The sequence below is a fragment of the Sorangiineae bacterium MSr11954 genome (genome assembly GCA_037157815.1).
GTDB classification, from domain to species: Bacteria; Myxococcota_A; Polyangia; order Polyangiales; family Polyangiaceae; genus Pendulispora; species Pendulispora albinea.
This window is the reverse complement of sequence record CP089984.1, coordinates 10,449,459-10,475,809: the sequence shown is the minus strand read 5'-3', so window position 1 is coordinate 10,475,809 and position 26,351 is coordinate 10,449,459. Positions and strand designations below refer to the sequence as shown.

The 26,351-nt window shown below is 66.5% G+C and carries 26 protein-coding genes; 15 read left to right on the top strand and 11 right to left on the bottom strand.

The features are described 5' to 3' along the window. Window positions 1-23 precede the first annotated feature (23 nt). The 3 genes from LZC94_40945 to LZC94_40935 are packed head-to-tail and all read left to right on the top strand — an operon-like array spanning window position 24 to window position 1,251. Window positions 24-407 (top strand): VOC family protein, encoded by a 384-nt coding sequence (locus LZC94_40945; GenBank protein WXB14184.1) that lies wholly within the window; start codon window positions 24-26, stop codon window positions 405-407. Beyond that, window positions 404-844, top strand: coding sequence for a hypothetical protein (locus LZC94_40940; protein WXB14183.1), 441 nt, complete (start codon window positions 404-406; stop codon window positions 842-844). Before LZC94_40945 ends, LZC94_40940 begins: the two co-directional genes overlap by 4 nt. A 26-nt stretch (window positions 845-870) precedes the next feature. Next, window positions 871-1,251, top strand: a complete 381-nt coding sequence (locus LZC94_40935; protein ID WXB14182.1) for a RidA family protein — start codon at window positions 871-873, stop codon at window positions 1,249-1,251. A gap of 128 nt (window positions 1,252-1,379) precedes the next feature. Here LZC94_40935 and LZC94_40930 read toward each other — a convergent pair whose 3' ends face one another. Then, window positions 1,380-2,048, bottom strand: a complete 669-nt coding sequence (locus LZC94_40930; GenBank protein WXB14181.1) for a DUF6278 family protein — start codon at window positions 2,046-2,048, stop codon at window positions 1,380-1,382. Window positions 2,049-2,123: 75 nt separating this feature from the next. Between LZC94_40930 and LZC94_40925 the strand changes: the two genes are divergently transcribed. Continuing rightward, complete coding sequence (locus tag LZC94_40925) at window positions 2,124-2,861, top strand: metallophosphatase family protein (GenBank protein WXB14180.1); 738 nt, start codon at window positions 2,124-2,126, stop codon at window positions 2,859-2,861. Window position 2,862: 1 nt separating this feature from the next. On the opposite strand, the gene LZC94_40920 is transcribed toward LZC94_40925, so the two are convergent. After that, window positions 2,863-4,011, bottom strand: coding sequence for a hypothetical protein (locus LZC94_40920; GenBank protein ID WXB14179.1), 1,149 nt, complete (start codon window positions 4,009-4,011; stop codon window positions 2,863-2,865). Between the two features lie 425 nt (window positions 4,012-4,436). Between LZC94_40920 and LZC94_40915 the strand changes: the two genes are divergently transcribed. Next, window positions 4,437-4,754 (top strand): FKBP-type peptidyl-prolyl cis-trans isomerase, encoded by a 318-nt coding sequence (locus tag LZC94_40915; protein WXB20312.1) that lies wholly within the window; start codon window positions 4,437-4,439, stop codon window positions 4,752-4,754. Here the strand turns inward: LZC94_40915 and LZC94_40910 are convergent. Beyond that, window positions 4,744-5,112 (bottom strand): biopolymer transporter ExbD, encoded by a 369-nt coding sequence (locus LZC94_40910; GenBank protein WXB14178.1) that lies wholly within the window; start codon window positions 5,110-5,112, stop codon window positions 4,744-4,746. The genes LZC94_40915 and LZC94_40910 overlap by 11 nt on opposite strands. A gap of 291 nt (window positions 5,113-5,403) precedes the next feature. Between LZC94_40910 and LZC94_40905 the strand changes: the two genes are divergently transcribed. After that, window positions 5,404-5,784, top strand: a complete 381-nt coding sequence (locus LZC94_40905; protein WXB14177.1) for a response regulator — start codon at window positions 5,404-5,406, stop codon at window positions 5,782-5,784. Window positions 5,785-5,854: 70 nt separating this feature from the next. Here the strand turns inward: LZC94_40905 and LZC94_40900 are convergent, their stop codons facing one another. Continuing rightward, window positions 5,855-6,307, bottom strand: a complete 453-nt coding sequence (locus LZC94_40900; GenBank protein ID WXB14176.1) for a hypothetical protein — start codon at window positions 6,305-6,307, stop codon at window positions 5,855-5,857. A gap of 232 nt (window positions 6,308-6,539) precedes the next feature. Here LZC94_40900 and LZC94_40895 point away from each other — a divergent pair, with 232 nt between their 5' ends. Together LZC94_40895 and LZC94_40890 are read left to right on the top strand one after the other, a co-directional pair. Then, the gene (locus LZC94_40895) at window positions 6,540-7,382 is read left to right on the top strand and encodes an endonuclease/exonuclease/phosphatase family protein (protein ID WXB14175.1); all 843 of its coding nucleotides are present in this window, start codon (window positions 6,540-6,542) and stop codon (window positions 7,380-7,382) included. A 522-nt stretch (window positions 7,383-7,904) separates the two neighbouring features. Further along, the gene (locus LZC94_40890) at window positions 7,905-9,497 is read left to right on the top strand and encodes an IS1182 family transposase (protein WXB14174.1); all 1,593 of its coding nucleotides are present in this window, start codon (window positions 7,905-7,907) and stop codon (window positions 9,495-9,497) included. 89 nt (window positions 9,498-9,586) lie between these two features. On the opposite strand, the gene LZC94_40885 is transcribed toward LZC94_40890, so the two are convergent. After that, window positions 9,587-10,270 carry an alpha/beta fold hydrolase gene (locus LZC94_40885; GenBank protein WXB14173.1) on the bottom strand — a complete coding sequence of 228 codons (684 nt, stop codon included), beginning with the start codon at window positions 10,268-10,270 and terminating at the stop codon, window positions 9,587-9,589. 94 nt (window positions 10,271-10,364) lie between these two features. On the opposite strand from LZC94_40885, the gene LZC94_40880 reads away from it, so the two are divergent. From LZC94_40880 to LZC94_40860, 5 genes are all read left to right on the top strand, one after another. Further along, window positions 10,365-11,072, top strand: a complete 708-nt coding sequence (locus LZC94_40880; GenBank protein ID WXB14172.1) for an HAD-IB family hydrolase — start codon at window positions 10,365-10,367, stop codon at window positions 11,070-11,072. Next, window positions 11,069-12,646 carry a nickel-dependent lactate racemase gene (locus LZC94_40875; protein ID WXB14171.1) on the top strand — a complete coding sequence of 526 codons (1,578 nt, stop codon included), beginning with the start codon at window positions 11,069-11,071 and terminating at the stop codon, window positions 12,644-12,646. Before LZC94_40880 ends, LZC94_40875 begins: the two co-directional genes overlap by 4 nt. A gap of 486 nt (window positions 12,647-13,132) precedes the next feature. Further along, entirely contained in the window at window positions 13,133-17,824 is a 4,692-nt protein-coding gene (locus tag LZC94_40870) for an AMP-binding protein (protein ID WXB14170.1), read from the top strand. Window positions 17,825-17,839: 15 nt separating this feature from the next. Then, entirely contained in the window at window positions 17,840-18,853 is a 1,014-nt protein-coding gene (locus LZC94_40865) for an NAD-dependent epimerase/dehydratase family protein (protein WXB14169.1), read from the top strand. After that, window positions 18,850-19,797: a diacylglycerol kinase family lipid kinase gene (locus LZC94_40860; protein WXB14168.1), complete on the top strand. Its 948-nt coding sequence runs from the start codon at window positions 18,850-18,852 to the stop codon at window positions 19,795-19,797. Before LZC94_40865 ends, LZC94_40860 begins: the two co-directional genes overlap by 4 nt. A 45-nt stretch (window positions 19,798-19,842) precedes the next feature. Here the strand turns inward: LZC94_40860 and LZC94_40855 are convergent, their stop codons facing one another. Further along, a complete protein-coding gene (locus tag LZC94_40855; protein WXB14167.1) occupies window positions 19,843-20,652 on the bottom strand; it encodes a 4'-phosphopantetheinyl transferase superfamily protein in 810 nt (269 codons plus the stop codon). A 164-nt stretch (window positions 20,653-20,816) separates the two neighbouring features. Between LZC94_40855 and LZC94_40850 the strand changes: the two genes are divergently transcribed. After that, complete coding sequence (locus tag LZC94_40850) at window positions 20,817-21,083, top strand: hypothetical protein (GenBank protein ID WXB14166.1); 267 nt, start codon at window positions 20,817-20,819, stop codon at window positions 21,081-21,083. 48 nt (window positions 21,084-21,131) lie between these two features. Here LZC94_40850 and aat read toward each other — a convergent pair whose 3' ends face one another. Continuing rightward, the gene (aat, locus tag LZC94_40845) at window positions 21,132-21,800 is read right to left on the bottom strand and encodes a leucyl/phenylalanyl-tRNA--protein transferase (GenBank protein ID WXB14165.1); all 669 of its coding nucleotides are present in this window, start codon (window positions 21,798-21,800) and stop codon (window positions 21,132-21,134) included. Between the two features lie 48 nt (window positions 21,801-21,848). Between aat and LZC94_40840 the strand changes: the two genes are divergently transcribed. After that, a complete protein-coding gene (locus LZC94_40840; GenBank protein WXB14164.1) occupies window positions 21,849-23,036 on the top strand; it encodes a metallophosphoesterase in 1,188 nt (395 codons plus the stop codon). Here the strand turns inward: LZC94_40840 and LZC94_40835 are convergent. The 4 genes from LZC94_40835 to LZC94_40820 form a co-directional block, all read right to left on the bottom strand. Further along, on the bottom strand, window positions 23,017-23,643 hold the full coding sequence (locus LZC94_40835; protein WXB14163.1) for a hypothetical protein: 627 nt from the start codon (window positions 23,641-23,643) through the stop codon (window positions 23,017-23,019). The two genes, LZC94_40840 and LZC94_40835, sit on opposite strands and share 20 nt — an antisense overlap. 68 nt (window positions 23,644-23,711) lie before the next feature. Then, window positions 23,712-24,302 (bottom strand): phospholipase D family protein, encoded by a 591-nt coding sequence (locus LZC94_40830; protein ID WXB14162.1) that lies wholly within the window; start codon window positions 24,300-24,302, stop codon window positions 23,712-23,714. Between the two features lie 35 nt (window positions 24,303-24,337). Beyond that, window positions 24,338-25,390, bottom strand: coding sequence for an ABC transporter permease (locus tag LZC94_40825; protein ID WXB14161.1), 1,053 nt, complete (start codon window positions 25,388-25,390; stop codon window positions 24,338-24,340). Further along, the gene (locus tag LZC94_40820; protein ID WXB14160.1) at window positions 25,383-26,339 is read right to left on the bottom strand and encodes an ABC transporter ATP-binding protein; all 957 of its coding nucleotides are present in this window, start codon (window positions 26,337-26,339) and stop codon (window positions 25,383-25,385) included. Before LZC94_40820 ends, LZC94_40825 begins: the two co-directional genes overlap by 8 nt. Window positions 26,340-26,351 lie beyond the last annotated feature (12 nt).

Below are 26,351 nucleotides of genomic sequence, written 5' to 3'. Positions count from 1 at the left end.
CGCCCGAAGAGGATCATCCCCAAATGAAGCTGAATCATCTCGACCTGCAGGTCCCCAATGTCCCCGAGGTCGCCGAGTTTCTCGAGCGCCACTTCGATTTCGAGATCCGCACCAACCGCACCTCGCCGGCCATCATCGTTCTCTCGGACCGCGAGGGCATGGTGCTCGTGCTGCAGCGTCTCAAGCGCGAGCTCGAGTCGTACCCCGAAGGCTTTCACATCGGCTTCCACGTCGACGACGTGGCCATCGTGCACCACAAGCACGAGGAGATGCTCGCCTGCGGCATGAAGCCCAGTGAGGTCATGAGCACCAACCGCGGCGTCGCGTTTTATTTCATGGGGCCGGGCAACATCCTCATCGAGGTGAATTGCCCAAAGCCCCGTCGTGTGTCTCCATCGGAGGCATGACCTCGCGCCCGGACCCCACGTCTTCCCTCGACGTTCTTCGCCATGCGCCGCACGTCGTGATCCACACCGTCGGCTTTGCTGCAGCAAGGCTGCCGGAGATGATCGCCTACACCGAGCTTCGCGATCGGGGCGCCGCCGCGCGCCCCGAAATCGACGCGCTCCTTCGCACCGGCTCCCCGAGCGGCCGCGTTTACGCGGCGCTCCTCCTCGAGGCGCTCGATGCGGAGGAGGGGCGCAAGGCGTGGGCATCGCTGGCGAACGATCCGGAGGTCACGTCGATCCACCCCGGCGGCTGCTTACCGTTCTTTCCCACCACGGTCGGCGCATTTGCGTCGGCCGTGTTGGAATCCGGGGGCGCCGCCGAGGCCCTTACCACCGGCGACACCCCGCCGTGGGCCCGCCCCGAGCTCGAATCCGATCCCGCGCGCGAGCCCTAGCCCCTGCCCCTGGAAAGAAGCCACGAATGAAGCTCGCACGAAACCCCGAAACCATCTCCGCCCCCATCGGCGGCTACAGCCAGGGCCTCGAAGTGCAAGGCCCCGCGCGCACCCTCTACATCAGCGGCCAAATCCCCGAGCGGCCGGGCGGCGAGGTCCCCACCGACTTCGAGGCGCAGTGCGAGGCCGTGTGGAGCAACATCCACGAGGTGCTGAAATCCGCCGGCATGGGCTTCGAGCACCTCGTGAAGGTGACGACCTACCTCACCCACCGCGACCAAGCCGAGGCAAACAGCCGCATCCGCCGCCGCATCCTCGGCGACACGAGCCCCGCCCTCACCGTCATCGTGGCGCAAACCCTGGAGTCACCCTGGCTCCTGGAAATCGACGCTATCGCCTCGCTCTGACGTCCCGAAACGGACGCCATCGCCCCGAGGTGACGTCCCGAAACGGGCGCGATCGCCCCGAGGTGACGTCCCGAAACGGACGCCATCGCCCCGAGGTGACGTCCCCGAAACGGGCGCCGTCGCCCGCGCTACTTGTAGTCTTCTTTGGTGAAGCGAACGTCCCCAAGCCCCGTATGGCGCATGTGGGCCGCGAGCGCGTCGACCGCGATTTCGACGACGTCGAACCGGGTCGTGGGGGCGAAAAATTCTTCCTCGTCGACCTCGGGCAACTGCGCGAGCCGCTCATCCAGCGCCTCGCGCTCGGCGGGATCGGCCTCGAGGTGCGCGTTCCAGCCGGGGGCTTGCTCGCCGAGCAGCGCTTCCCGAACCATTCCGATGGGATTGAAGCTCAGATACACCCGCGTCATCAAAACGCGCACCGCGTCGTGCTCGCGATCGGCGTCCCAGAGGCCAAAATGCGCCCGGCGGATTACCTCGCCGAGGTAGGCCCCCAAGGTCGCTTGCAGAAGATCAAGGGTTTCCGGCTTTTCGCGCACCTCTTGGCGCGCATCGCGCACGTATTGATCCAGCAAGCTCAGCGTATCGGGGGAAAAATCGAGCGCCACCCCATATTTCGACCCGACGAATCGGACGCAGGCGGCGCAGAGCTCCGCCACGTTGGCGGGCATCGGCTCGAGCTCCTCTTCTTTTTCCGCCAAAGACGGATGATCCACCAGGGTATCCCGCTCCGGAGCCCCATTCAAAAAGCCATTTTCGCCGTTGCCGTCGCCGGACTGGTCGAACTTCTCGTCGCTCACCACAAATCCCTCCTCGCACCCATTCTTGCAATTTCGTGCAATTTCAACGAAGCAGCTTTAGTCTTTCCATAGACGATGCGCATCGGGATCTTCAGCGACGTCCATGCCAATCACGAAGCGCTGAGCGCTGTTCTCGAGGCCTACCGCCGGGAAAGCATCGACGCCTACTATTGTCTGGGCGATACGGTCGGATATGGCGGCTCCCCCAACGAATGTGCCGATCTGGTGCGCGAGGTGGCCAAGGTAACCATCTTGGGCAACCATGACGCGGCCGTGTCCGGTCGTATGGACTACTCGTACTACTACGAGGCGGCGCGTCACGCGCTCGATGCGCACGCGGCCATGCTCTCGGCCGAGAACATGACGTGGCTCAAGTCGCTGCCCTACGAGCACCGGCTCGACGCGATCAACGTGCTCCTTTGCCATGGCTCGCCCGTGCGCCTCGAAGAGTTCGAGTACATTTTCGCGCCCGAGCAGGCCCGCGAGTGCCTCGCCATCTACGACAAAATCGGGCACCTGACCCTCATCGGGCACTCGCATTTGTGCAAGGTCTTCGCCCTCACGCGCAGCTCGGTGGACGAGCTCTCCCCCATCGACTTCGAGCTGGAGCCCGACCGCAAGTACATCGTCTCGGTCGGCTCCGTCGGCCAACCGCGCGACGGCGACAACCGCGCGAGCTACACCGTCTACGACACCAAGGCCAAGCGGTTCGAATTCAAGCGAATCGAGTACGACATCGAGCTCGCCGTCGAAAAGGTGCACCGCGCCCGCCTCGACCCCAACTTCGCCCGCCGCCTCCCGATGGGCGTGTGACCTAGCGACCGACCTTGTCGCGCACGAAGGTGTCCAGCTCCACGCGCACGGCGTAAGCGCCCGACGCGCTCCCCACGGTGCCCTCGAGCACGATCCGCACCTCCCCACCGCGCCCCTTGCCGAGCTTGTGCACCTGCGCCCTCAACGTGGAGCGCGCGCCCGGCACGATCATCGTCAGCGCCCCCGGAACCTCCAGCTCGAGCCGCTCGATCTTCGCCTCGCTCGGCGCATCGGCCGTCACGCGAAGCTCGAAGCCGATGCGCGGCCGCCCCACCGGGCTCGCCACCCGCGGGATCGCGCCGAGCTCCTGCAGCACGCCCACGCGCACGCGCATCGAGCCGAGCTCCCGCACCAGCACCACCCCGCGCTCGACCTCCATGGCCAAATCCGTGGCCGACTGCGGCGGATCGGGCGTCCCTTCCGCGCCTTTGAGCGAGAGCACCCCGCTCGGCGCCCCCCACTTGGCCGTCGACACAGACTCGCGCGACCGCGATCCGGCGAGCGAGGGCGCGAGCATCGCCTTCCAGCGCGTCGCGTCGCGCGCGCAGACATTCCGCGCGGCATCGCCGCCGCACCGTGCGGGATCGCCGCTCGCCATCGCCTCGCACGCCCGGCGTTTGGCGTCGGCCTCCCCGGCGCAAAGGCGCGCGTCGCGCGAGGCCACCGCGATGCACGTGGGATCGCGCCCGCGCGATGGATCGCCTGGAATGTCGAACGGGCAGCCGTCGGGGTTCGAGGTGGCCATGGCCACCGAGGCTTCGCAGCGCGCCCGGAGCGCGCTCGCGTCGATGCCGCTGCACCGCTTGGGATCCTTGGCCTTGGTCGCCTCGAGCACCCGGCACGCGTCCCGGACGAGCATGTCGTAGCCCACGGCGAGGAGCGCGTCGCCCACCACCGGATCGATCGCCGCCCGCTCGGCCACGCACGCGTCCACCGTCGTAAAGTGCTCCAGATCGGCTTTTAGGTCGCCAGCTGCCGGGGCCGGGTCGGCCGGGGGGAGCAAGGCTGCCGCGTCTTTGCCCAGGGCGCGCGCCAATTGCTCGGGGGTCGCGGGGCGATCCGTCTCGGTGGCGTGCGTCTGCGGCGGAATTCGCTCCTGCCGATCACATCCGTGGAAGGCCACGATGGCCATGGCGAGAAAAGGTCGCAACGCGAGCATCTCGACTACAGTGCCTACCTCTCATGGGTTTGCGCAGCTACTTCAGTCGGTCCTTCGCCCCGCGCCGCACGCATTTTCCGCAGTCCGGACGCTCGCGCGCGTCCGCCACGGGCGGCGTGCTCCTCGCCGTCATCGTCATTGCCGCCCCACTCGCGGCATGTGCGGGGCGCGAGTGGGCGCACGCACGCCCGGCCAAGCTCGATGGACCCATGGCCGTCAACCTGCCGGCACCGACGGACTCGGGGGCGGCTGCGCTTGCGCCGTTCATCAGCCCCACCGCCGATCCCGTGTGCGGCGACCTTTGGAAGTGGGACGGCATTCGCTGCCAGCAGCTCGAGTCCATCACCCGGGACGACAGCGCGTTCGCCAAGTCGGCGGCCGCCCGAAAATCCTCGGGCGCCATACCCCAGCTGTTGATGTCCGATCTCCGGCCCGGCGACGGCAAAGAAGCGCGCCGCGGCGATACCGTGCGCGTGCACTACGTGGGCACCTTGGCCGATGGAACGGAGTTCGACAGCTCCCGCCGTCGCGATACGCCACTCGAGTTCCAACTTGGCACCAACGCCGTGATCAAGGGCTTCGACACCGCCATCGTCGGCATGAAGCTCGGAGGCCTGCGTCGGGTCACCATCCCTCCGGAGCTCGGTTACGGCGCCAAAGGCTCCCCGCCAAAAATCCCCGCCAACGCGACCCTCGTGTTCGAGATCGAGCTGGTCGACATCGTCAACGACTAGCCGCGCGCCGCACGGAAGCCGTCACATGCTGGATCTTGGCCTCCTCCAGGAGCTCGAGCACCCGCACCGTGCGCCCGTGGAGCGCGGCCTCGTGCGACTGCACGATCACGCGGCCGCGCGGGTTCTGGGCGTGGAACGCTTGGGCGCGCTCGGCGATTTTGCCGTCGGTCAGGAGCGGCTCCCCGTCCATGAATGTCACCCCATCGTCGCCGACGTACACGAGGAGCGCGTCGGGCGACACCTTCGCCGACGCGCGGCGTAGCTCGGAGAGCTCCGCCGAAGAAGAGCGCGGGTTAGCGCTTTCCTCCGAATCGCAACCCAGCAGCGGTAGCGCGAGCGCCAGCGCGGTAAGCGCCATCCCTCGCCCTCTGCGCGCCTTCGATCCGGAACCGTCTGAGCTGCCCATCGGGCAAAACGTCTATCACGAGCGGCGCGCGATGCGTGGTGCACGCTCACCCCGATGCGCGCACGCCGTCCCGCGATCCCGTAGCAGCTTGCCACAAGGCCGAGGCCGATACCGACCTCCAAAAGGCCCGTTTCGGCGGCTCCGAGCGGTCGCACGGCGCGGAACGTCGGTTGCTAAGGCCGGAGTGCGACGAACGAGACGAGCCGCGAAGACGAAGAAGAAGAAGAAAGGGAGGAGGTTCGCGTGAAGCGCGCCTATGTGATGGTCGTGGACGACGAGGCCCCCGCGCGCGAAAGGCTGACCCGGCTCTTGCGCTCCGCGGGTTACGTGGTCTGCCCCACGTCGAACGGTGACGAAGCGGTGGAAATGCTTCACGCGGCCGGCCGCCTTCCCGATCTCATCTTGGTCTGCGGCGAGGCGGCCAAGACCAAGAGCGCCTTCTACACGACCTTGATGCGCAGCCCCGCCCTCTCGCGCATCTCGTACTTGGCCATCGCCAGCCGCTTCGACGACGTCCGCGCGTCGTCCTTCGAAGTCCACGGTCTGCTCCAGTTGATCGATCGATTGGCGGGGCCCCCGCCGGTCTTCTCCACCACCCTCGAGCGCCGCGCCGTTCGCGTGTAGCCGCCCTCTTCGTGCATGGCCGCAACCTTGGGAGGGCGGCGCTCGTCGCGTGGAAACGCGGATCCAGCGTCTACCGCCTGCGCGAACGGCTGCCTCGTGCGGACAGGAGCATGGTCAAGCTGGCCGCTGCAAATACGACGCACAGCCCCAGGAGCCGCCAGATGGGCAGCTCGCGAAGCGGACGATTCGGCACCAAGCCCAACCCCAAGTGTGCCAGCAGCGAAGGGCGCGTCTTCTTCTTCGGCGGCGCCGGCCTGCCCGTTTGCGAGCGACGCTCCGGCGCTTCCGAGGGCCTCTCGGTGCCATCGACGGGCGGCCGGGTGTCCCTCTCCATCGCGCGCTCGCGCAGGCTTTTTTCCAAGGTGCTGACCTCGTCCAGCAGCGCATGAACGTGCGCACGGTCGTGGACTTCTTGCAGCCGACGCAGCTTGACGACCAACGTGTGAAGCTCGTCCACGAGGGCGTCGTTCGCCCGGTGCGAGCGCCCCAGCGCCAGATCGATGTTTCCGAGCGTGGTGCGCAATGCAGCCAGCGTTTGTGACGCACGATCCGCCTGTTGGGTGTGTTCTTGTCGGCTTAGTTCGTCAGCGGCAGTGAGTGCCGCGCGGACGTGGCGGTGAACCTCGACGGCGTTCATGTGTGAGAATGGGAGCAGCGTTCATGCCATCCGTTCACCCCCGCAAGGACCGTTTCCATGAACGATGGGGCCGGCATCCTCTTGACGCCGCGGCGATGGCCCCGTACTCGATGGAAGGGTGCCGTTACGCGTCGCCACCCTGAACATCTGGAACCGCATGGAGCCTTGGGAAAAAAGGCTCATCACCATCCGATCCGAGCTCGCCAAGCTCGACGCGGACATCATCGCGCTGCAGGAGGTCGTACAGGTCAAGCCTGCATCCGCCATGGGCGACCTCGACGCATCGCCGGAATTCGGCTTCGACCAAGCGCGCATCATCGCCGATGGGCTCGATTACACCACCTGCTTCGGCCGCAATGTCGAGAGCCCTTACCCCATGGGCATCGCCCTCTTGTCCCGCTGGCCCATCCTCCGCACGTTGGACTTCCCCCTCCCGCGCGTCGAGACCGATGAGCACCGCTCCCTCCTCTTCGCCGAGATCAAGGCGCCCTTCGGATCGCTGCATGTATTCTGCACGCATCTGAATTGGAAGCTCGACGAGGGCCACGTCCGCGAGGCGCAAATCCGCTACATCACCGACCAAGTGCGCGGCCTCGCGCAACCCAACGGGTACCCCGCCATCCTGATGGGCGACTTCAACGCCGAACCCGACTCCGACGAGATCCGCTTCCTCCGCGGCCGCACCTCGCTCGGCGGGACCAGCGTGTACTTCTCCGACGCCTTCGCCATCGCCGGAGACGGCAGCAGCGGCGCTACCTTCTGCCGCTCCAACCCCTTCGCCGCCCCCGCGCGCGAGCCCGATCGCCGCATCGACTACATCTTCGTCCAAGGCCCCGATGACCAAGGCCGCGGCGAGCCCCTCGACGCGCGTCTCTGCTTCCAAGAGCCGTACGAGGGCACCTTCGCCAGCGACCACTTCGGCGTGATCGCCACGTTGCGCGTTACGCCGGACGACGCGTGAACGGCGCCATGAGGCGGAGTGGTTAGGGTTTTTTAACCGCCAGGGGCGCTAGGGGCACCAGGGGGTGATGCAGGTTTTGTTTTCTGGCAGCGCCATGAGGCGGAGTGGTTAGGGTTTTTTAACCGCCAGGGGCGCTAGGGGCACCAGGGGGTGATGCAGGTTTTGTTTTCTGGCAGCGCCATGAGGCGGAGTGGTTAGGGTTTTTTAACCGCCAGGGGCGCTAGGGGCACCAGGGGTGATGCAGGTTTTGTTTTCTGGCAGCGCCATGAGGCGGAGTGGTTACGGTTTTTTAGCCGCCAGGGGCGCTAGGGGCACCAGGGGGTGATGCAGGTTTTGTTTTTCTGGCAGCGCCATGAGGCGGAGTGGTTACGGTTTTTTAACCGCCAGGGGCGCTAGAGCAGCGATCAGTTCGTTTTCTCGACGATTCTCGATCATTTGCGCGAGGGGGATCGACACGGAGATCACGGTGTGATCTTTTCGGTCCCGCGGATGCTGTCGTGCTCCGCGGAGGTGGTGAGGATCATGATTCGTTGGTCTCCGAGTGTATCGATGAGCAAGCGAGAGAAATTTCTCATCGGTCGCATGACGCGCACGGGGAAGCTCTTCGCGTTCCTGCGTACCCACCGCCACGAGCTGTTTGACGACGCCTTCCAGTCGGAGCTCGAGGGGATGTACCGCGAGTCTGGCGAAGGAAAGCAGCCCGTGGCGCCTGCGCTGCTGGCGATGGTCATTTTACTGCAGGCATACACGGGCGCCTCGGACGCGCAGGCGGTTGAACTCTCGATTGTCGATGCTCGATGGCAGATGGTACTCGGGGTGCTCGGCGAGGATGACCCGCCGTTTTCTCAGGGCGCGCTGCCCGCATTCCGCCAGCGGCTCATGGCTCACGATATGGATCGCCGGCTGCTCGAACGCACGATCGAGCTGGCTCGCCGAACGGCGGCATTCGATTGGAAGAAACTTCCGAAACAGCTACGTATCGCGATCGATTCGCGACCGCTGGAGGGGGCCGGCCGCGTCGAGGACACCTTCAACTTGTTGGCGCACGCCGCGCGCAAAGTCCTTGCGTGTGCGGCCCGCTTGGTGGACATGACGCCCGAAGAGATCGCTCGGCATGCGGGCGCTCCACTGCTTCTCGACACGAGTATCAAGGCCGGTCTCGACATCGAATGGAGCGATCCAGCGAAAAAAGCGGCCGCCATCGGGACACTCGTGAAGCAACTCGATGGTCTCGAGCGATGGATTGCGCGCGAGCTCGGCGAGGAAGCGGGCGAACCACCGCTCGCTGAACCGCTTGCAACCCTCCGACAATTGCGCGAGCAAGACCTCGAGCCCGAACCGCCCGATAACAAGCCGCGCATTCGCAAGGGCACCGCTGAAGACAGGCGCGTGTCCGTCGAAGACAAGGACATGCGCCATGGGCACAAGAGCAAGGCGAAGCGCTTCAACGGATACAAGGGACACATTGCCTGCGACCTGGATACAAACTTGATCGTCGCATGCGCGATCACGCCTGCCAATCGTCCCGAGGTGGAGGCCTTGCCGAGTCTGCAGGCCGACATCGCGCGCATCCCCCAGCGCAATACGATTGCGCAGCTCTCGATCGATCGCGGCTACATCAACAGCCCTATGGCTTCCGAAGTCTTCGCGCGTGGCGGCGAAGTGCTCTGCAAACCTTGGGTTTCACGCAACGGGACGCTATTTCCGAAGAGCGCCTTCACCATCAACATGCGCTCGCACACGATCACCTGCCCCACCGGGCAAACCAAATCGTTTACCCCCGGTGACTTCGTCGAATTCGACGCCGAAGCGTGCGGCCGGTGCCCACTCCGTGCGAAATGTACATCCGCGGCACCGGGTCGTGGCCGCAAAGTCGCCATCGCACGCGACGAACCCCTGCAGCATCGCCTACGAAAGCTCATGGCCTCGTCCAAAGGGCGCGAACGCTTACGCGAGCGCGTCAAGGTGGAGCACGCTCTTGCGCACCTCTCTCGCAAGCAGGGGTGCCGTGCGCGATACCTTGGAGTCCGAAAAAATGTCTTCGACCTCCGCCGCCACGCAGCCGTCGTCAACCTCGAGGCCATTCACCGGACTGAGAGCGCGATGGCTGCGTAATTGCTGGTAAATTCAAACTGTTTGTCGCTCTAGGGGCACCAGGGGTGATGCAGGTTTTGTTTTTCTGGCAGTGCCATGAGGCGGAGTGGTTACGGTTTTTGCGCCCTGGTGGTTGACTCGATCCACGATGCGATGGCCGCGAACATGCGCGCATCGATCTCGTCTTGCGGCACGCCCAGTTTTTTCGGCACGGCGAACGAGTGGTCGCCTTGTTCCACCGTGTGCACGGTGGAGGGTGCGCCCAGCTTCGGCAGGTGTGTCGTGAGCTCCTCGACGGTTCCGAACGGGTCGCGCGTGCCCTGCACGAACAATTGGGGCACGTCGACCTTGGGCCAGTGCGCCACCCGGAGCTGCGTCGGTTTGCCCGGCGGGTGGAGCGGGTAGCCTAGAAACACCAGACCGCGCACGTCGGCCTCCAGACTGCCGCCCGCCACGATCTGCGAAGCTATGCGGCCGCCCATCGATTTCCCGCCGAGGAACAGCGGGCCCGGAGCGCGCTGCGCCTGGGCGTGGACGACCGCGCGGAAGCACCGCTCCAGGACCTCGGCCGGATCGGGCGCCTTTCGCTTTCGCTCGGTGTAGCCGAAGTTGAACGTGGTCACCTCGATCCCGGCTGCGGCCAAGGTCTTTGCCGCCCGCACCATGAAGGCATGCCGCTGATCGGCGCCGGCGCCGTGGGCGAGCACCAGCCGATGGGCCGCCTTTGGCGCGGCGTAGGTAAGCGTTGTCACCTCGTAGTCTCCCAGGTTTACCTTCGCCTCGACGGGGTCCATGGGGCCACTGTAGCGCACGCTCCTGGCCTGCCGCCCCGTTCCAGCGCGCGAACCTATTGACGCCATCGCGTTGGCGCGAGAAAACCGCCGCGTCGTGACCGCCAGCTATTTCGACGTCGACGGGACCCTCGTGCGGACCAACCTCGTCCACCCGACCGTCTTCTACCTCCTGAACCAGAGGACCCCGCTTCATAGCCTGGGCCGGCTGGCGCGCGCCGCCATTCAGGGACCGCGCATGGCGCTGGCCGAAATGCGCGACCGGCGCGTGTTCAACGAGCTGCTCTTCTCGGTCTACCAGGACATGAGCCAAGACCGGCTGCACATCTTGGCCGACGAAGCCTTCGACAAGGTCATCAAGCCTGCCTTGTTCCCCGAGGCGCGCGATCTGGTCAAGAAGTGCCGCGACCAGGGCCACGATGTGGTGCTCATCTCCGGCGCGCTCGACTTCCTCATGAAGCTCCTGGCCGATCACCTCGGCGCCACCCATGTCATCGCCAACCGCCTCGAGATCAAGGACGGCTTGGCCACTGGCCGGCTGCTCCGCCCCGTGGTGGCAGGGCCGGAGAAGGCGCGCCTCATTCGTGAGCACGCGCGCGCGAACGGTCACGATCTCGACCATTGCTTCGCGTACTCGGACAGCTACTCCGACGTACCGATGCTCTCGGTGGTGGGACACCCCGCCGCCGTGAACCCCGACCTGCGCCTCGAGCGCCTTGCGCATACGTATGGCTGGCCGGTTCTTTCTCTCGAAGCCAAGGGAGCCCGCGGGCCCCTTCGCATTGGTCCTTGGAGGCTTTCGTGACCCATCCCCTCGTCGTCACCCTCGATCGCAAGAGCGCCCCGCGCACCATCTTCGCCGGCGATCGCCTGGTCGAGGTCGACTTGCCTCCCGGCACCCGCGTCATCTATCCGCGCCCGCCGCTGACCGCGCTCAAAGACGTCGACGCCGCCATCCGCTACGCCATCAACCACCCCTACGGCACCGATCCGCTGCACGCGCGGCTCAAGCCAGGGATGAAGGTGGTCATCGCCATCGACGACATTTCGCTTCCGCTCCCGCCCATGCGCCGCCCCGATGTGCGCGAGCGCGTGCTCACCGTGGTGCTCGAAATGCTGGCCGACCATGGCGTGGAGGACGTGGAGATGATCATCGCCACCTCCGTGCACCGCCGCATGACCGGGAGCGAAATCCGGCACATCGTGGGCGATCGCATCTTCGATGCCTACTACCCCGACCGGCTCTACAACCACGACGCGGAAGATCCCCACGGCATGAAAGAGGTGGGGGTCACCGATCACGGTGAGACGGTGGAGCTCAATCGCAAAGCGGTCGAGGCCGACCTCGTCATCTATGTGAACTTGAACCTCGTCCCCATGGATGGCGGCCACAAGTCCGTCACCGTGGGGCTTTGCGGCTACAAGAGCTTGCGCGCGCACCACAACCCGCGGGTCATGCGCGACTGCCACAGCTACATGGATCCGAAGGCGAGCGCGCTGGCCACCAGCGTGGAGCGCATGGGCCGTCTGGTGAACAAGCACCTCAACGTGTTCACCATCGAAACGACCATCAACAACCGCATGTTCGACACGCCGCTCGAGTTCCTCGCCAAGAACGAGGACGATCTTTCGCCCGCCGAGCGTGCCGGCCTCAAGGCTTTGACCTTCACCCTCTCCAAGGTCCCGCAGCCCGCCCGCCAGGCCATCTTCAACCGCGTCCCTTCACCCTACGGGGTGACCGGGGTGTTCGCCGGCGAGACCGAGGCGGTGCACCAGCACACCCTGGCCAAGTGTTTCGAGCAGTATGCGGTGCCGATCAAGGGCCAGGCCGATATTCTGGTGTCCGGGATTCCATATATCAGCCCTTACAACGTTCACTCCTTTTTGAATCCGCTGTTGGTGCAGGTGATGGCGCAGGGCTACCTGTTCAACTCCTACCGGGGCAAGCCCCTGGTCAAAAAGGGGGGCACCATGATCATCACGCACCCCTGCACCGACCAATTCGACAAAGCGCACCACGCTTCGTACATCGAATTCGTGCACAACCTGCTCCCGGAGACCCGGGACGCCATGGAGCTCCACAAGCGCTACGAGGCCAAGTTCGCGGCCAACCCCGCCTACGTGCAGATGTACCGGACCGGGCACGCGTACCACCCCGCGCACCCGTTCTTCATGTGGTACTGGGGCGAGGCCGGGCGGCAGCACCTGGGTCGGGTCATCGTGGTCGGCGCCGACAACGAGTACATCCCCAAACTTTTGGGCTGGGAAACCGCTCGCACCATGACCGATGCCATCGACATGGCGAAAGAGACCGCCCCCTCCTCACCGGAAATCACATTGATGCACTACGCGCCCATCGTGATGGCCGACGTCACGTGACCGGGAGCAGCGTACCTCGATTCGCGCTATTTTTAGGCAGTGATCGCGCTGGTCAGCACACTGGCCATGGTCGTGCAGTTGGTCACTTCTCCAAATAAAGTGACGAAATCGAAAATCGTCTTTCGCGATCCCTTAATCGCGTTTCGTAATCGCCGTAAACGGGGGGGAGAGGATCTCTTTTTTGGTGGAGCTCTCGACCGATCGGAATGGTCGTCGATGGATGTGGAGGGGAGACTCTGAGCGCGTGCGTCGCCGTGCGGCGCACTTCTGGTCTTGCACTGGTCTCACGTTCTTCGTCCTCTGGTCTTGCACTGGTCTCGAGCGGTACGCGCGGGCATCGCGCGGTGGTTCCATGCGCGCGCGGCGGATCGTCGGCCGCGTACCTGGGTCGGATGCGACGCACCTGCACCGATATCCATGAGGGCGCGGCCACCCTGTGACATTGCCAGCCCGAAATGGGTGTTGTAGGACATCCCCCGCACGCGTATGCCTAACGAGCAAGACCAAAAAGAGCCGTCCTACGAGAACGGAGTCACCGATCTCGGATTGAAGACGTCCGATGTGGAGTCTCCCGGAGACGTGCAGCCTGGCGCGTCTCCGCTCGACGTGGCCGCGGTCCTCGAGGGCAGCCGCCTGTTCGTGCTGGGAGGCACCGGCTTTCTCGGCAAAGTCTTCTGGGTGATGTTGCTGGATCGCTATCCAGACATCGGAAAAATCTTCCTCCTGGTGCGCTCCTCCAAGGACATGACCAGCGAGGAGCGCTTCTGGGCCAAGGTGGCCACCTCCGACGCCCTCGCGCCCCTTCGCGAACGGCACGGCAGCCGCTTCGAGCCGTTCCTGCGGGAAAAGATCGTTCCGGTCGATGGAGACGTGGGGCGTGCGCTTTGCGGTGTGGACGGATCCCTGGTGCGGGAGCTTCGCGGCACGATTGACGCGGTGGTCAATGTGGCGGGCGTGGTCGATTTCAACCCACCGCTGGACGAGGCCCTCGACGCCAACGCCTTCGGCGCCCAAAATTTGGTCGCGCTCGCTCGGGCCTTGGGCGATGCACCTCTCTTCCATACGAGCACCTGCTACGTGGCGGGGCGGCGTCGCGGCCTCATCAAGGAAGTCGACCCGCGCACCTATCCCTTTCCGCGCGCCACCGAGCTGGGGGCCGAGCTCTGGGATCCCGATCGCGAGATCGAAGAGTGCCTGGAGCTGATCGCCCAAGCAAAACACCGCTGTGAAGACGCTTTCCGCCAGAGCGAGTTCGCGGAGCAAGCGCGCAAGAACCTCCAAAAGCGCGGTGAGCCGAGCGAAGGCCCGGCATTCGCGGACGAGCTCTCGCGCGTCAAACGGAAGTTCATCAGCGATCTGCTGGTGGAAGCCGGCAACGACCGCGCCTCGCACTGGGGCTGGCCAAACATTTACACCTATACGAAGAGCATCGGCGAGCAGGTGATCGCCCGCTCAGGCCTTCCCTTCACCATCGGCCGCCCCGCGTGCTGCGAGACCACGGTGAAGTTCCCGTTCCCCGGGTGGAACGAGGGCATCAGCACCTCGGTGCCCATCATTTACATGTCCATCCAGGGCCAGATCATGACCCCGGCGCGCGACATCCCGCTCGATTTCATCCCCACCGACATGGTCACGTCGGGGATGATCCTGTCCTTGGCCGAGCTGCTCGAGGGCAAGCAAGCGCCCGTGTACCAGTACGCCGCGTCGGATCGAAACCCGTGCTCGGCGTCGCGGTTCGGGGAGCTGGTGGGGCTCTACAAGCGCAAGTACTACCAGCGGCGCGGGAAGGGGAACCCGTTCCTCAATTTCCTGCAGTCGCACTTGGAGCTCACCCCCGTGTCGGTGAAGGAGTTCGAGACATTGAGCTCGCCCTTCATCGCGCAGGCGGCCGGGAGCCTCTCGCGCGCCCTGTCGCAGGTGCCCGCGCTGAAGCCGGCGGCGGCCACCCTCGACGCGGTGAAGAAGCGCGAGGAGCGCATCGCCGAGGTGATGCGCCTCTACAGCCCGTTCACCACCGAGCGAAACGGGCCGTTCGACTGCACCAACACGCGCGCCGCCTACGCGCGCCTCACCGACGCGGACCGCGAAAAGCTGCTCTGGGAACCGGAGTCGCTCGACTGGGCGGACTTCATGATGAAGGTCCACATGCCCGGCCTCGAGAAGTGGATCTTCCCCGAGATGGAGAAGAAGCTGAAACGCCCGGTCAAGGCGCTGCGCGCGCACGAGACCTTGGTCAGCCTCCTCGATCAGATGGCCAAGCGGCACGATCGGTCGCCGGCGCTCCAGCGCTTCGAGGAGGACGGCTTCTCGCGGATCACCTACCTCGATCTGCGAAAGCGCGCGCGCGCCCTGGGCCTGCGGCTCGTGGAGGCGGGGGTGAAAAAAGGCGACGCCGTGCTGCTCACCGCCAAGAACGATCCGGCGTGGGCCTTCGCCTACTTCGGTATTCTGTGCGCGGGCGCCATCGCGGTCCCCGTCGACGCGGGCCTCGAGGTGCCGATGGTCGCCAACCTGGTGACCGAGAGCGGCGCCCGCTTTGCGCTGTCGGATCGTCCGCTCGACATCGCGGGGCTCGACGTGTGGGATCTGCACACGGCGTTCTCCTCCGCCGGCGCCGACGACGCGCCCATCCTGGAGCCCGAGGCAGGGCTGGAGATCACGCCCGAGGACGTGGCGAGCCTGATCTACACCAGCGGAACCACCGGATCGCCGAAGGGCGTGATGCTCACGCACGCGAACTTCACGTCGCTCATCGCGGCGCTGGCGCCCATCTTCCCGCTCAAGGCGGGCGATCGCCTCCTCAGCGTTCTCCCGTTGCACCATACGTTCGAGTTCACCTGCGGACTCTTGCTGCCGCTCTCGCGCGGCGCGAAGATCGCGTACCTCGACGAGCTGAACGCCGATCGTCTGTCGGCCGGGCTCAAGGCGGGGCGCGTGACCGCCATGGTGGGCGTACCGGCGCTCTGGCAGATGCTCGAGCGGCGCATCCTGTCGCAGGTGCGCGAGCGCGGCGCGCTGGCGGAGACGGCGTTCGAGTGGGCCACGGAGCTCAATCGGCTCCTGGGCAAGACCTTGGGCGTGGACGCGGGGCGCGTCCTCTTCGGGCCGGTGCACCAGGCGCTGGGCGGGAACATCAAGTGGCTCATCTCCGGCGGGGCGGCGCTCCCCAAGGAGACGCACGATTTGTTCTCGGGCTTGGGCCTGCGGCTCACCGAGGGCTACGGCCTCACCGAGGCGGCGCCGGTGCTCACGGTGGCCAAGTCGTCGCCCAACTCCCCGTCGGGGCAGGTTGGAAAGGCGATCCCGGGGGTCGAGATCAAGATCGACAACCCCGACGATCACGGGGTGGGCGAGGTCATCGCGCGCGGCCCCAACGTGATGGCCGGCTACACGGATCCCGAGGCGACCTCGCGCGTGATCGATCCGCAAGGGTGGCTCCACACGGGCGATCTCGGGAAGCTGGACAAGCAAGGCCGGCTCGAGATCGTGGGCCGCCTCAAAGACGTGATCGTCACCGCCACCGGGGAAAACGTGTACCCCGAGGACGTCGAGCGCCGCCTCGGCCCCGTGGCGCACATGACCGAGCTGTGCATCGTGGGGGTCGAGTCGAAGGGGAGCGAGCGCGTGGCGTGCCTCGCGGTCCCCGCGCCCGACGACGATGCGCCGCGCTCCGTGCGGCTCGATCGGGCGACGCGCTCGTTGCGCGCGGCCATCGCCGCGCTCCCTTACGGGCAGCAGCCCTCCATCGTTCACCTCTACGATGCGCCCTTGCCGCGCACCTCCACGCGCAAGATCAAGCGCGGCGAGGTGGCGGCCATCCTGCGGCGCATGATGGCGGCCACGGCGCCGGCCGATGAAGCCACCGCCTCCGCGGGCTATGTTCGCAAGGCCATCGTGGCGGTGAGCGGTCGCTCCCTCGAAGAGGCGCAGCCGCAGGCGACCTTGCAGGGCGATCTGGGCTTCGACTCGCTCATGCTCACCGAGCTGCTCGAGGCCCTCGAGTCGAAGGGCAGCACCATCGACCCCGTGGCGCTGCAAGCTTGCCGTACGGTGGCCGATATCGAAAAGCTGGCCGGCGAGAGCGCCCATGCGCCGCCGGCGCGCCACTTCAAGAAGATCGAGACCACCGAGCGCAAGCCCATCGTCCTACCCCCGGCCGTTCAGGACTCGGCCAAGGCCTTCATCGGCAAGCTGCAGGACGCCTTCTACGGACAGGTGATGCAGCCGCGGGTCACCGGGCGCGCGTTCATTCCGCACAACCGGAACACCATCGTGGTGGCGAACCACGCGAGCCACCTCGACATGGGCTTCGTGCGGCACGCGCTGGGCAAGTACGGCGAGGACGTGGTCTCGTTGGCGGCGCAGGATTACTTCTTCGAGGGGGGCGGCCTGCGGCGCGCGTTCTTCGAGAACTTCACCAACCTGCAGGCGTTCGACCGCAAAAACGGCCTTCGTCAGAGCCTTCGCCAGGCGGCCGATGTCATCGAGCGCGGTCGCACGGTGCTCGTCTTCCCCGAGGGGACGCGCAGCACCACCGGCGAGGTGGGCGAGTTCAAGCCGCTGGTCGGCTACTTGGCGCTCACGCACGGGGTCGATCTCCTCCCCGTGTACCTCGGCGGCACCTTCGAATCGATGCGCAAGGGCGCCGTTTTGCCCACGCGCCGCAACATCGTGGCCCGAATCGGCCCGCCGCTCACGGTGGCCGACATGCGCCGGCTCACGGCCGGCATGAACGCCCAAGACGCGGCCCGCGAGGTCGCGCGCTACGCACGCCAAGCGGTGCTCGCGCTCTCCGACGGCAAGGTGCTCGATCTGGCGCGCTCCTCGGCCGAGGATTTGAAGAAGGAGCGGGAGCATCCGCTGGTGGGGGTCTTCTCGGAGCTCGAAGAGCGCTTCGTTCCGGGGCAGGTCGACAAGTCGGTCTCCTTCTATTTCACCTTGGGCGGCGACGCCTTCGCCAAGTGGACGGTGCTCATCGACGGGGCGTCGTGCCAGATCAAGCTGGGCAAGCCCGAGAGCGGGACGGCCGATTGCGTGCTCAAGACCAGCCCCGAGATCTTCACCAAGATCGTGCGCGAGTCGTATTTGCCGGGGCCGGCGGAGTTCCTCTCGGGCGCCGTCAAATCGAACGACGTTTCGCTGCTTTTCACCTTCCAGAAAGCCTTTCAGCTTTCGTGATCGACTGGCGCTGACATGGCTCGTTATCTCGTCACCGGCGGGGCCGGTTTTCTGGGCGGCCACCTGGTCGAATCGCTCCTCGCGCACGGACACGACGTGGTCGCGCTTTGCCGCGGCGAGGAGCCATCGCTCGCGGCGCGCGGTGTCACCGTCCGGCGCGGCGACGTGCTCGATGCCGCGAGCGTCCGCGACGCGGCCGCGGGCTGCCAGGGGCTCTTTCACTGCGCGGGCAAGGTGTCGCGCAAGCCGGAGGACGCCGAGGAGCTTCGCCGGCTTCACGTGGAGGGCACCAAGATTACCCTCGACGCGTGCAAGGACGCGGGCATCACCCGGGTCGTGTACGCATCCACCAGCGGCACCGTGGCCGTCAGCGAATATCCCGCGCACATCGGGAGCGAGGAGGACGAGACGCCCATCGCCCTGCTCTCGCGGTGGCCGTACTACCGCTCCAAGCTGTTCGCCGAGCGGGCCGCACTGGAGCGAAACACGGAGGGCTTCTCCGTGGTCTCCGTGAACCCCACGCTCCTCTTGGGGCCGGGCGATACGCGCGGCTCGTCCACCGAGGACGTGCGCCTCTTTCTGGAGCGAAAGATCCCGGCGGTGCCTGCGGGCGGTCTCTCCTTCGTTGACGTGCGCGACGCGGCCGAGGCGATGCGCGCGGCCATGGATCGGGGCGAGCCCGGGCAGCGCTACCTGCTCGGCGCCATCAACCTCACCGTGCGCGCCTTCTTCGAGCGCCTCGAGCGCGCCTCCGGCGTGAAGGCCCCGTGGCTCCCCACCCCGCGCGCGCCGCTCTTCGCCCGCCGCGGCGCCGAAATTTTGGGGCGCGTGAGCTCGCAGCTCGGCTTGGACGTGTCGGTCGATCCGGTCAGCCTCGATATGGCGCAGTACTTCTGGTACCTCGACTCCACGCGCGCCGAGACGGTGCTCGGGTGGAGCCCGCGCGATCCGCAGAAGACCCTCGTCGACACGGTGGACGATCTGCGCGCGCGCGGGATCGTCTGGCCGTCGCCCGCGAGCACCCGATGAGCCGCGCCGCCGTCCGCCCGCTGCTGGTCGTCAACCCGCGATCCGGTGGCGGGCGCACGGGGCAAACCTTCGCGGCCATGCTGGCGCCGATCGAGGCCGCGCTGGGCCCCGTGCAGTCGTCCTTCACCGAGCGCACGGGGCACGCGATCGAGCTCGCGCGGGACGCGGCGCGCGCGGGCGCTCCCTTCATCGTGGCGGTCGGTGGGGACGGGACGTTCAACGAGGTCGTCAACGGGGTGCTGTCGTCGGGCTTCCCCGAGGTGCCGGTGGCGATCATCGGCCAAGGTACGGGAGGCGATTTTTTGCGGGTGCTCGGGGTCGAGCACCGCCTCGATCGCTACCTCGCCGCCATCACCTCGGGCCGAACGCGCCGGATCGACGTGGGGCGCGCGCGCTACACGACCCACGAGGGCACCCCCGGCGAGCGTTACTTCGTGAACATCCTGTCCGCTGGGATGGGCGGTCTGGTCGATCAGTACGTGGCCAGCACGTCGCGCGCGCTCGGCGGCAAGGCGGCCTACTTCGGCTCGTCCTTGCGCGCGCTGGCGCGCTGCCGCGAGGGGAGGCTGCGGACCAGCCTTTCGTTGAATGGCGAGACGAGCGAGCACCGCATCGCGACCTATATGATTGCGATCTGCAACGGTCGCTATTTCGGGTCTGGGATGAAGGTCGCGCCGATGGCCGAGATCGACGATGGTCGGTTCGAGGTGGTCTCCATCGGCGGGGCGTCCAAGGTCGCCTTTGCGATGACCTCGCAGCGCATCTACAAAGGCGAGCACCTGGGGAAGCCAGGCGTGCAGCACCTGCCGTGCGACAAGATTTTCATGGACCTCGAGAACGAAGACGCGCGCAGCGTCTTTCTGATCGATCTCGACGGGGAGCCGGTGGGCGTTCTTCCGCTCGAGATCGATCTGGTGCCGCAGGCGCTGGTGCTGCGCGGCTGATCCTCGCGGCGGGCGATGGGGCGCGCTTCACGTGGCAGCCGCGATTTATCCTTCGAGCGGCACGATGTGCCGGACCAGCACGGACTTGTCTGCGTCGGAGCCGCCGCGTTCCATGCAGAGCGCGACCAGGTGCGATTCCATGGGCAGGAGCGCGAGCTGCCAGCGCTGGCCGGCGATGTCGATGCTCGGGTCGATGCGAATGACGATGCGCGGCGACGCGCCCGCCGGCGTGGTGCTCGTTGGCGATGCGCCCGCCGGCGACGCGCCCGCCGGCGTGGCGCTAGCATCGCCCTCGAACACCATGGTGAAGCGGTCGAGCGGCAAGGAGAGCCCCATTCCGCGCGCCTTGATGAACGACTCTTTCAGGGTCCATAGCTCGATGGCGCGGCGCGTTTGCTTCGCCTCGGGCAGGGCGCGCAAGGTCGCGAGCTCGTTTGGCGAAAAGACGCTGTCGGCGATGGGCAGCACCTTTTCGCCCCGGTCGATGGGCTCCACGTCGCAGCCCAACTCATCGCGTCCCACGGCGCACACGACGAGGCCCTTGGTGTTCGAAAGGTTGAACACCAGATTGCGCACCCCCAGCTCGGGCGCGATGCTCGGCCGCCCATAGCTGGAGCGCACGAACCGCCACCTCGCGGGGGCGACATCGGGCTCGTAGCGCGAGAGCACGTCGCGCACGAGCGCGCGCGTCATCAGGTACTCGCGCCGTCCTTCCTCGAAGTAGAAGCGCCGGTAGGAGGTGGTCTCTTCCTCGGTCAAAAGGCTCTCGTAGCGAGCCAGCAGCGCGGGATCGGTCAACCGGGTCCACGCCACGCACCAGAGGTGAACTTCGTTCTTCGGCAGCGCCGTCGTCATCGCGTTGCATTTTTCCTCAGTGAGGCACAAAGGACCACCCCTGTAACGGGCGCAGGTGCTCCCAAGTCGTTGAATTGCGGGAAATGACGCATAGGGCACCGCCCATGCACCCCCAGAGCTGTCGGTCCCGTACGCGGCGCCGACGACCCTGCAAGGAGATCCGCATGACCCCGCTTCGTTACCCGCCCCTGGTCGTGGTTGCGTCGGCGGCCGCGCTCCTTTTCGCGGCGACGCAATGCACAGACGAGCACCGGGTCCAACCCAAAGTACCCGAGACGACCTCCACCGAAACCCCCGGCCCGGTCTCGCAACCCCCACCGAACACCGGCGAGCTCCCCCGCCGCTCCGACCCTCCCGCCCCCAACGGCGAAACTCCGCCCATCGTTCCGCGCCCCATCACGCCATCCCCGATCAACCCGCCGCCTCCGTAGCGCACCGGCGCACCGGCGCGCCGCCGTGAAACGGGGCATCGACCCGCCTCAAAACCCCACATCGACCTCGAGCGCGCGCTCCAACCGCGCGAGGTACTCGTGACGGGAGACGTCGATGCAGCCGAGGGAGGCGAGGTGATCGCTCATGACTTGGACGTCGAAGAGCACGAAGCCGCGCGTCTGCAAGCGGCCGGCGAGGGTGGCAAAGGCAATCTTCGAGGCGTCGGTGCGCGTGTGGAACATGGATTCGCCGGCGAACAAGCCGCCGATGGCCATGCCGTAGATGCCGCCGACCAGCTCGCGGCGCTCGCCTTGGTGCTCCCAGACCTCCACGCTGTGGGCCCAGCCCAGCTTGTGCAGCGCGGTGTAGCCTCGCGCGAGCGCCGGCGTGATCCAGGTGGCGTCGCGGGTGTAGCCGCACGCGCGCATCACCTCGACGAAGGCTTGGTCGACGGTGACCTCGAAGGGATGGCGCCGCAAGGTGCGGCGCAGGCTGCGCGACCAGTGCAGCTCGCCTTCGAGCGGCAAGATGGCGCGCGGATCGGGTGAGAACCAGAGCACATGGTGGCCGTGCGGCCAGGGGAAGATGCCGCTGCGGTAGGCTTGGAGCAACGTGCCCGGGCGGAAGTCGCTTCCGACGGCGACGATACCGGGTTCCGGTGTACCGCGCGGATCGGGGAAGACGATTTCGGTGCGCGGGGGCTCCGTGGCTCGCATCGACAATGAGTATGCTATGGGGTTCGCGTCGCCGCGGCCTCATTCACCATGCCCCCCCGTCGTACCCCTCGCGTTTTTGTCCTCGGTGACATTCATCTTTTCCGGCACACGCCCCGCTCGGTGGTCGACGATTTGGCCGCGCTCCTCGCCCGGCACCCGGGGGATCGCTTCGTGTTTGCCGGCGATCTGCTGGATTTATCCGCTGAAAGCCCACGGCACGAGGACCGGCACCGCACGGCGGAGGGAGCCATTCTGGCCCACGCCCCCCTGCGGGCGGCCTTGGCCCGGCATGTGGACCAGGGCGGCGAGCTCTGGCTCGTGTCCGGCAACCATGACGCGGAGGTCGGCGAGGACGACTTTGCGGGACGTCTCGCGGGGGCCCTCGGGATCGCGCCCTCCGCCCGCGCACGTTTGCGCACGACGCCGTGGTTCTTTCGCGACCATGGCATCCACATCGAGCATGGCCACCTCTACGATCCGGACAACGCGCCCGCGCACCCTCTGGCCTCCGGCCCCAGCCTGGGTGTCCACTTCGTGGAGGAGTTCATCGCACCCACCGGCGCGCACCGCTACCTCAATGCCAACGACGGAACCCCGCTAAAGCTCTTTCTCTCGTCGTTCCAGTGGTACGGCGTGCGCGCGCCCCACGTCATCTACCGCTTCTTCCACACCGCATTTGGCGCGCTCGGCAAGAGTGGCGCGCGTTTCGGCCTGGAAGATCAGCGCGCGCGGGGCAGGGCGCTCACACCGGCCTTCGCCGAGTCGGTCGGCCTCGCCCGCGAGCTGCTCGACGAGCTCCTCTCCGACTCACCGCGCCCCACGCTCGCCAGCGCGCGCGCCACCTTTGCGCGCTGCTACCTCGATCGCGTGCTCGCCACGGTCACCGCCACCGGCGGCGCCATGGCGCTCGTCTCCGGTCACAAGCTCGCCGGCGGCGCCGCGCTCTCCCTCGGCGCCATCGCCATGCTCGCCAGCTGGGCCACCGGCTACGATCGTTACACCGGCTCCGTCGTCGAACGCCTGGCCGCAGGCGCCGCGCGCGTGGCCAACGTCACCGGCTCCAAGCTCGTCGTCTTTGGCCACACGCACCGCGAAGCCCTCGGCCCCCACTATGCCAACACCGGGAGCTTCTCGTTCCCCGGACGCTCCCCCGGCCGTCCTTACCTCGAAATCGAAGGCCCCCCCGAGTCCCCCCGCGCCGTCCGCCGCTATGTGACTACCGCACCCGCGGTGTGAACAGAATCGGCACCTTCGCGATCACACACGAGTTGTTCCCCGGATTCGGAAAGCCCCCGCGGCGGAACTCGGTGGCGACGCAGTCGGCGAGACCCGGCCACTCGGGTGAGTCGGATTGAACGACGGTGTCGCAGGACGTGCCGTCACGGCCGACTCGGATCTCCACGCCCAGGGACGCGCGCGCGGCGGGGTTGTTCGTCAGCACCCGCTCGTAGCACTTGCGGGCTTCTTGCTCGACGCGCTTGTTGAGCGCGGCCTGGAGCTCGCTCGAGACGAGCCCGTGGCAAGCATCGCAAGGGCCTGCGGGGACGGGCTGCGCCGGTGTGGCCTGCGGTGCAACGGTCGGTGCCGGTGCGGGGCGCGCGGCGGGGGCGGGGGCTTCGTGCGAGGACGTGGTCACCCCCGACGCGGGCGAGTCGCCCGACGCCGTTCTTCCGCTCCACGAGGTGTTCGGTATCGGTGTGGCCACCGACTCGGGCACATTGGGCGAGGCGCTCGGCCCACCGCAACCCACAGCCATCGCCGCCGTCACCGCCAGCAGCGGCACCACGGAGACTGCAACCAGATTCCCCACCCCGAATCGAGAGAAGTACGGACGTAGCTTCATGTAACGGCCTTCTTTCGTTCCATGTGTCGTGTCGTTCGTGCTGCGGATGCAGCTTGCCGGGTTCGTTGCTACCGACCGCGGCGAGGTTCTCGAAGCGTATCGAGCGGCTTTGGACATACACCGCGAAGCTTGCATGCGCCACATTCGCGGCCCGACCAAATGGTATCGAACCGCGCTTGCACCGTGTCCAGCATGACGTCGTCATCCGTCACCATGCCGAGCTCGAAGTTGCGGCGGCCTTCACCCTTTGCACCCAGGCCCGCCCCGGTGAAGTTCGCGCTGCCCAAGTAGAGAATGCGCCCGTCGATGGCGATCACCTTCAAGTGCACGCGCGGACAACGTCGCATCACGAGCCCGCCGCGAACGAGCCGCCGCTGCTTGGCCAGCGCCTCGCGAAACGCACGGGAAGGCACGCCCGCGTGGAGCAACCGCACGTCCGCGCCGCGTTTGGCGAGCGCGTCGAAGGTCTCGAGGATGGAGTGGTAGCGCCCGCGCGCGCGTGCCGCGGTGCCGATGGGCGCTTCGACCATCATCTCTTTCACGTTCGCGGTGGCGATCCAGACGCTCACGCGCGCGCGCTCGATCGCGTCCTTTACGAGATAATCGTAATGCTCGCGATCGACGATGAGCCGAACGGAGGCCTGGCGAGCGTGCTGCATCCGGAGATGCGGGCAATTGTGCCCGAGTCAGCCGGTCAGCGCCAACGAAACAGCTTCAACGTGCCCGCGAAGCAGAGGAAACCCCAGATGACGAGCACGATGAGCGGCGAGGTGATTTGCGCGAAACCGGCGCCGTCGATCATCACCGCGCGAAGCCCATCGATGAGGGCGGTCAGCGGCAGGAACTTCACGAACGGCTGCGTCCAATCGGGGAAGCGCGCCGTGGAGAAGAACACCCCGGAGCAGAGGTACATGGGAAAGGTCGCCACATTGATCAACCCGGAGACGATCTGCGGATTCTCCGAACGCGACGCGAAGAGCAGCCCCATGCCGGCAAAGACCAGCGCCCCCAGGAGCGCCACCAGGAGCAACGTGAGGACCGAGCCGGCGACCCCGACCTTGAAGACCAAATACGAGAACACCAGCAGCGGAGGCAGCTCGATGACCAAGAGCCCCGCGCGCACGATCAAGAACGAAAGCATGAAATCGCTCTTGCGCATCGGGGTGGCGACCAGACGCTTCAGCAATTTGCGCGTGCGCATTTCGGCCAGCGCAAAGCCGATGCCCCAAAGGCCGCTCGACATGAGCCCCATGCCGACCAAACCCGGAATGAGAAAATCGATGTAGCGCGAGCCGGGCTCGGTCACGTGCTGCTTGGCCGTCGGCACCGTGTCGGGACGGCCTTCGCCGCGTTGAAGGGTGTCGTCGACCAGAAGACGCGCGAGCCGGCTATCGGGGCGCGTGGGATCGAAGCGGTAGGTGACCTTGGCGTCGGCGGTCTCCCCCGGGATGACGATCACGTGCACCTTGCCCGTGCGCAGCGCCTCGTGGGCCTCGGCCGCGGGGAGCTTCTTGACGATGAGCTCGTGGTTTTTGACGAGCACCTGCTGCACGTGCTCCGCGCGCGGCCCGTCTTGGACGGCGGCGGGGACGGCCTCCGGCTCCTTGTTTTGAAAGGCCAAGCCCAGGGCAATCGAGAGGACCACCGGCAATCCGAAGGTCCAGAACATGGTTCCGGGCTCCCGGTAGAACACCCGCCAGCGCATGAGCACCAGCTCACGAAGGGCGGAGAAGCGCGCGCTATTCACGGAGCTGCCTTCCGGTCAGGTTGACGAACACGTCTTCGAGGGTGGCGTGGTGCGTCGAGAGGCTGGTCAGCTTTCCGCCGATGCCATCGATGTGCGCGAGCAAGGCCGGCAGCGCCTCGTGGAGCTGCGACACGGTGAGCGAAACGCGTCCCGTGTGCCAGCGAGCGCCGTGCACGCTGGGGAGCGCGCCGAGCGGTTCGAGGTTCACCTCGACGCCATCTTCCAATGTGAACTCGACAATCTGCTGCCCGCCGAGGGACTCGATGAGCTCTTTGGGCGTGCCCAGCGCGATCATTTGCCCGTGGTCGATGACCCCCACCCGATCGCAGAGCCGCTCCGCCTCGTCCATGTAATGCGTCGTCAGCAGCACCGAACCTCCTTGAAGCTTGAAGGCGAGCACCACCTCCCAGAGCATCCGGCGCGATTGCGGATCGAGGCCGGTGGTCGGCTCGTCGAGAAAGAGAAGCTGCGGATCGCCCACCAGCGCACAGGCCACGGCCAGCCGCTGCCGTTGACCGCCCGAGAGGGTCTCGAAGCGCGCGTCCTCCTTGTCCTTGAGGGCGACCAGATCGATGGTTTCGTCCACGTTCCGGCCCCGGGGAGCGTAAAAGGAGCGGAAAAGCTCCACGGTCTCGCGGACGGTCAGCCGCTCGGGCAGGTGGGTGTGCTGCAGGGAAATGCCGAGCCGCTCCCGGAGCCAGGGCTCGTCTTGGGCCCATGTCTTGCCGAAGAGCTCCACGTCACCGGTGTTCGGCGAGAGCAGGCCCTCCAGGATCTCGACCGTGGTTGTCTTGCCGGCACCGTTCGGGCCGAGCAGCCCAAAACACTCCCCGGCTTTGACCTCTAGGTCGAGCCGGTTGACGGCGACCACCATTTCCGAATGTTTTGTCGAATAGACCTTGATGAGGCCCTTGCAACGGATCGCCAGTGGCTTTTGGGTGTCGGTCATCGAGGGGTCGGG

Coding starts and splice junctions, on each gene's coding strand:
- LZC94_40945 (WXB14184.1), top strand. CDS start 24: ATGAAGCTGAATCATCTCGACCTGCAGGTCCCCAATGTCCCCGAGGTC.
- LZC94_40940 (WXB14183.1), top strand. CDS start 404: ATGACCTCGCGCCCGGACCCCACGTCTTCCCTCGACGTTCTTCGCCAT.
- LZC94_40935 (WXB14182.1), top strand. CDS start 871: ATGAAGCTCGCACGAAACCCCGAAACCATCTCCGCCCCCATCGGCGGC.
- LZC94_40925 (WXB14180.1), top strand. CDS start 2,124: ATGCGCATCGGGATCTTCAGCGACGTCCATGCCAATCACGAAGCGCTG.
- LZC94_40915 (WXB20312.1), top strand. CDS start 4,437: ATGTCCGATCTCCGGCCCGGCGACGGCAAAGAAGCGCGCCGCGGCGAT.
- LZC94_40910 (WXB14178.1), bottom strand. CDS start 5,112: ATGGCGCTTACCGCGCTGGCGCTCGCGCTACCGCTGCTGGGTTGCGAT.
- LZC94_40890 (WXB14174.1), top strand. CDS start 7,905: ATGATTCGTTGGTCTCCGAGTGTATCGATGAGCAAGCGAGAGAAATTT.
- LZC94_40885 (WXB14173.1), bottom strand. CDS start 10,270: ATGGACCCCGTCGAGGCGAAGGTAAACCTGGGAGACTACGAGGTGACA.
- LZC94_40870 (WXB14170.1), top strand. CDS start 13,133: ATGCCTAACGAGCAAGACCAAAAAGAGCCGTCCTACGAGAACGGAGTC.
- LZC94_40865 (WXB14169.1), top strand. CDS start 17,840: ATGGCTCGTTATCTCGTCACCGGCGGGGCCGGTTTTCTGGGCGGCCAC.
- LZC94_40860 (WXB14168.1), top strand. CDS start 18,850: ATGAGCCGCGCCGCCGTCCGCCCGCTGCTGGTCGTCAACCCGCGATCC.
- LZC94_40855 (WXB14167.1), bottom strand. CDS start 20,652: ATGACGACGGCGCTGCCGAAGAACGAAGTTCACCTCTGGTGCGTGGCG.
- LZC94_40850 (WXB14166.1), top strand. CDS start 20,817: ATGACCCCGCTTCGTTACCCGCCCCTGGTCGTGGTTGCGTCGGCGGCC.
- aat (WXB14165.1), bottom strand. CDS start 21,800: ATGCGAGCCACGGAGCCCCCGCGCACCGAAATCGTCTTCCCCGATCCG.
- LZC94_40840 (WXB14164.1), top strand. CDS start 21,849: ATGCCCCCCCGTCGTACCCCTCGCGTTTTTGTCCTCGGTGACATTCAT.
- LZC94_40835 (WXB14163.1), bottom strand. CDS start 23,643: ATGAAGCTACGTCCGTACTTCTCTCGATTCGGGGTGGGGAATCTGGTT.
- LZC94_40830 (WXB14162.1), bottom strand. CDS start 24,302: ATGCAGCACGCTCGCCAGGCCTCCGTTCGGCTCATCGTCGATCGCGAG.
- LZC94_40820 (WXB14160.1), bottom strand. CDS start 26,339: ATGACCGACACCCAAAAGCCACTGGCGATCCGTTGCAAGGGCCTCATC.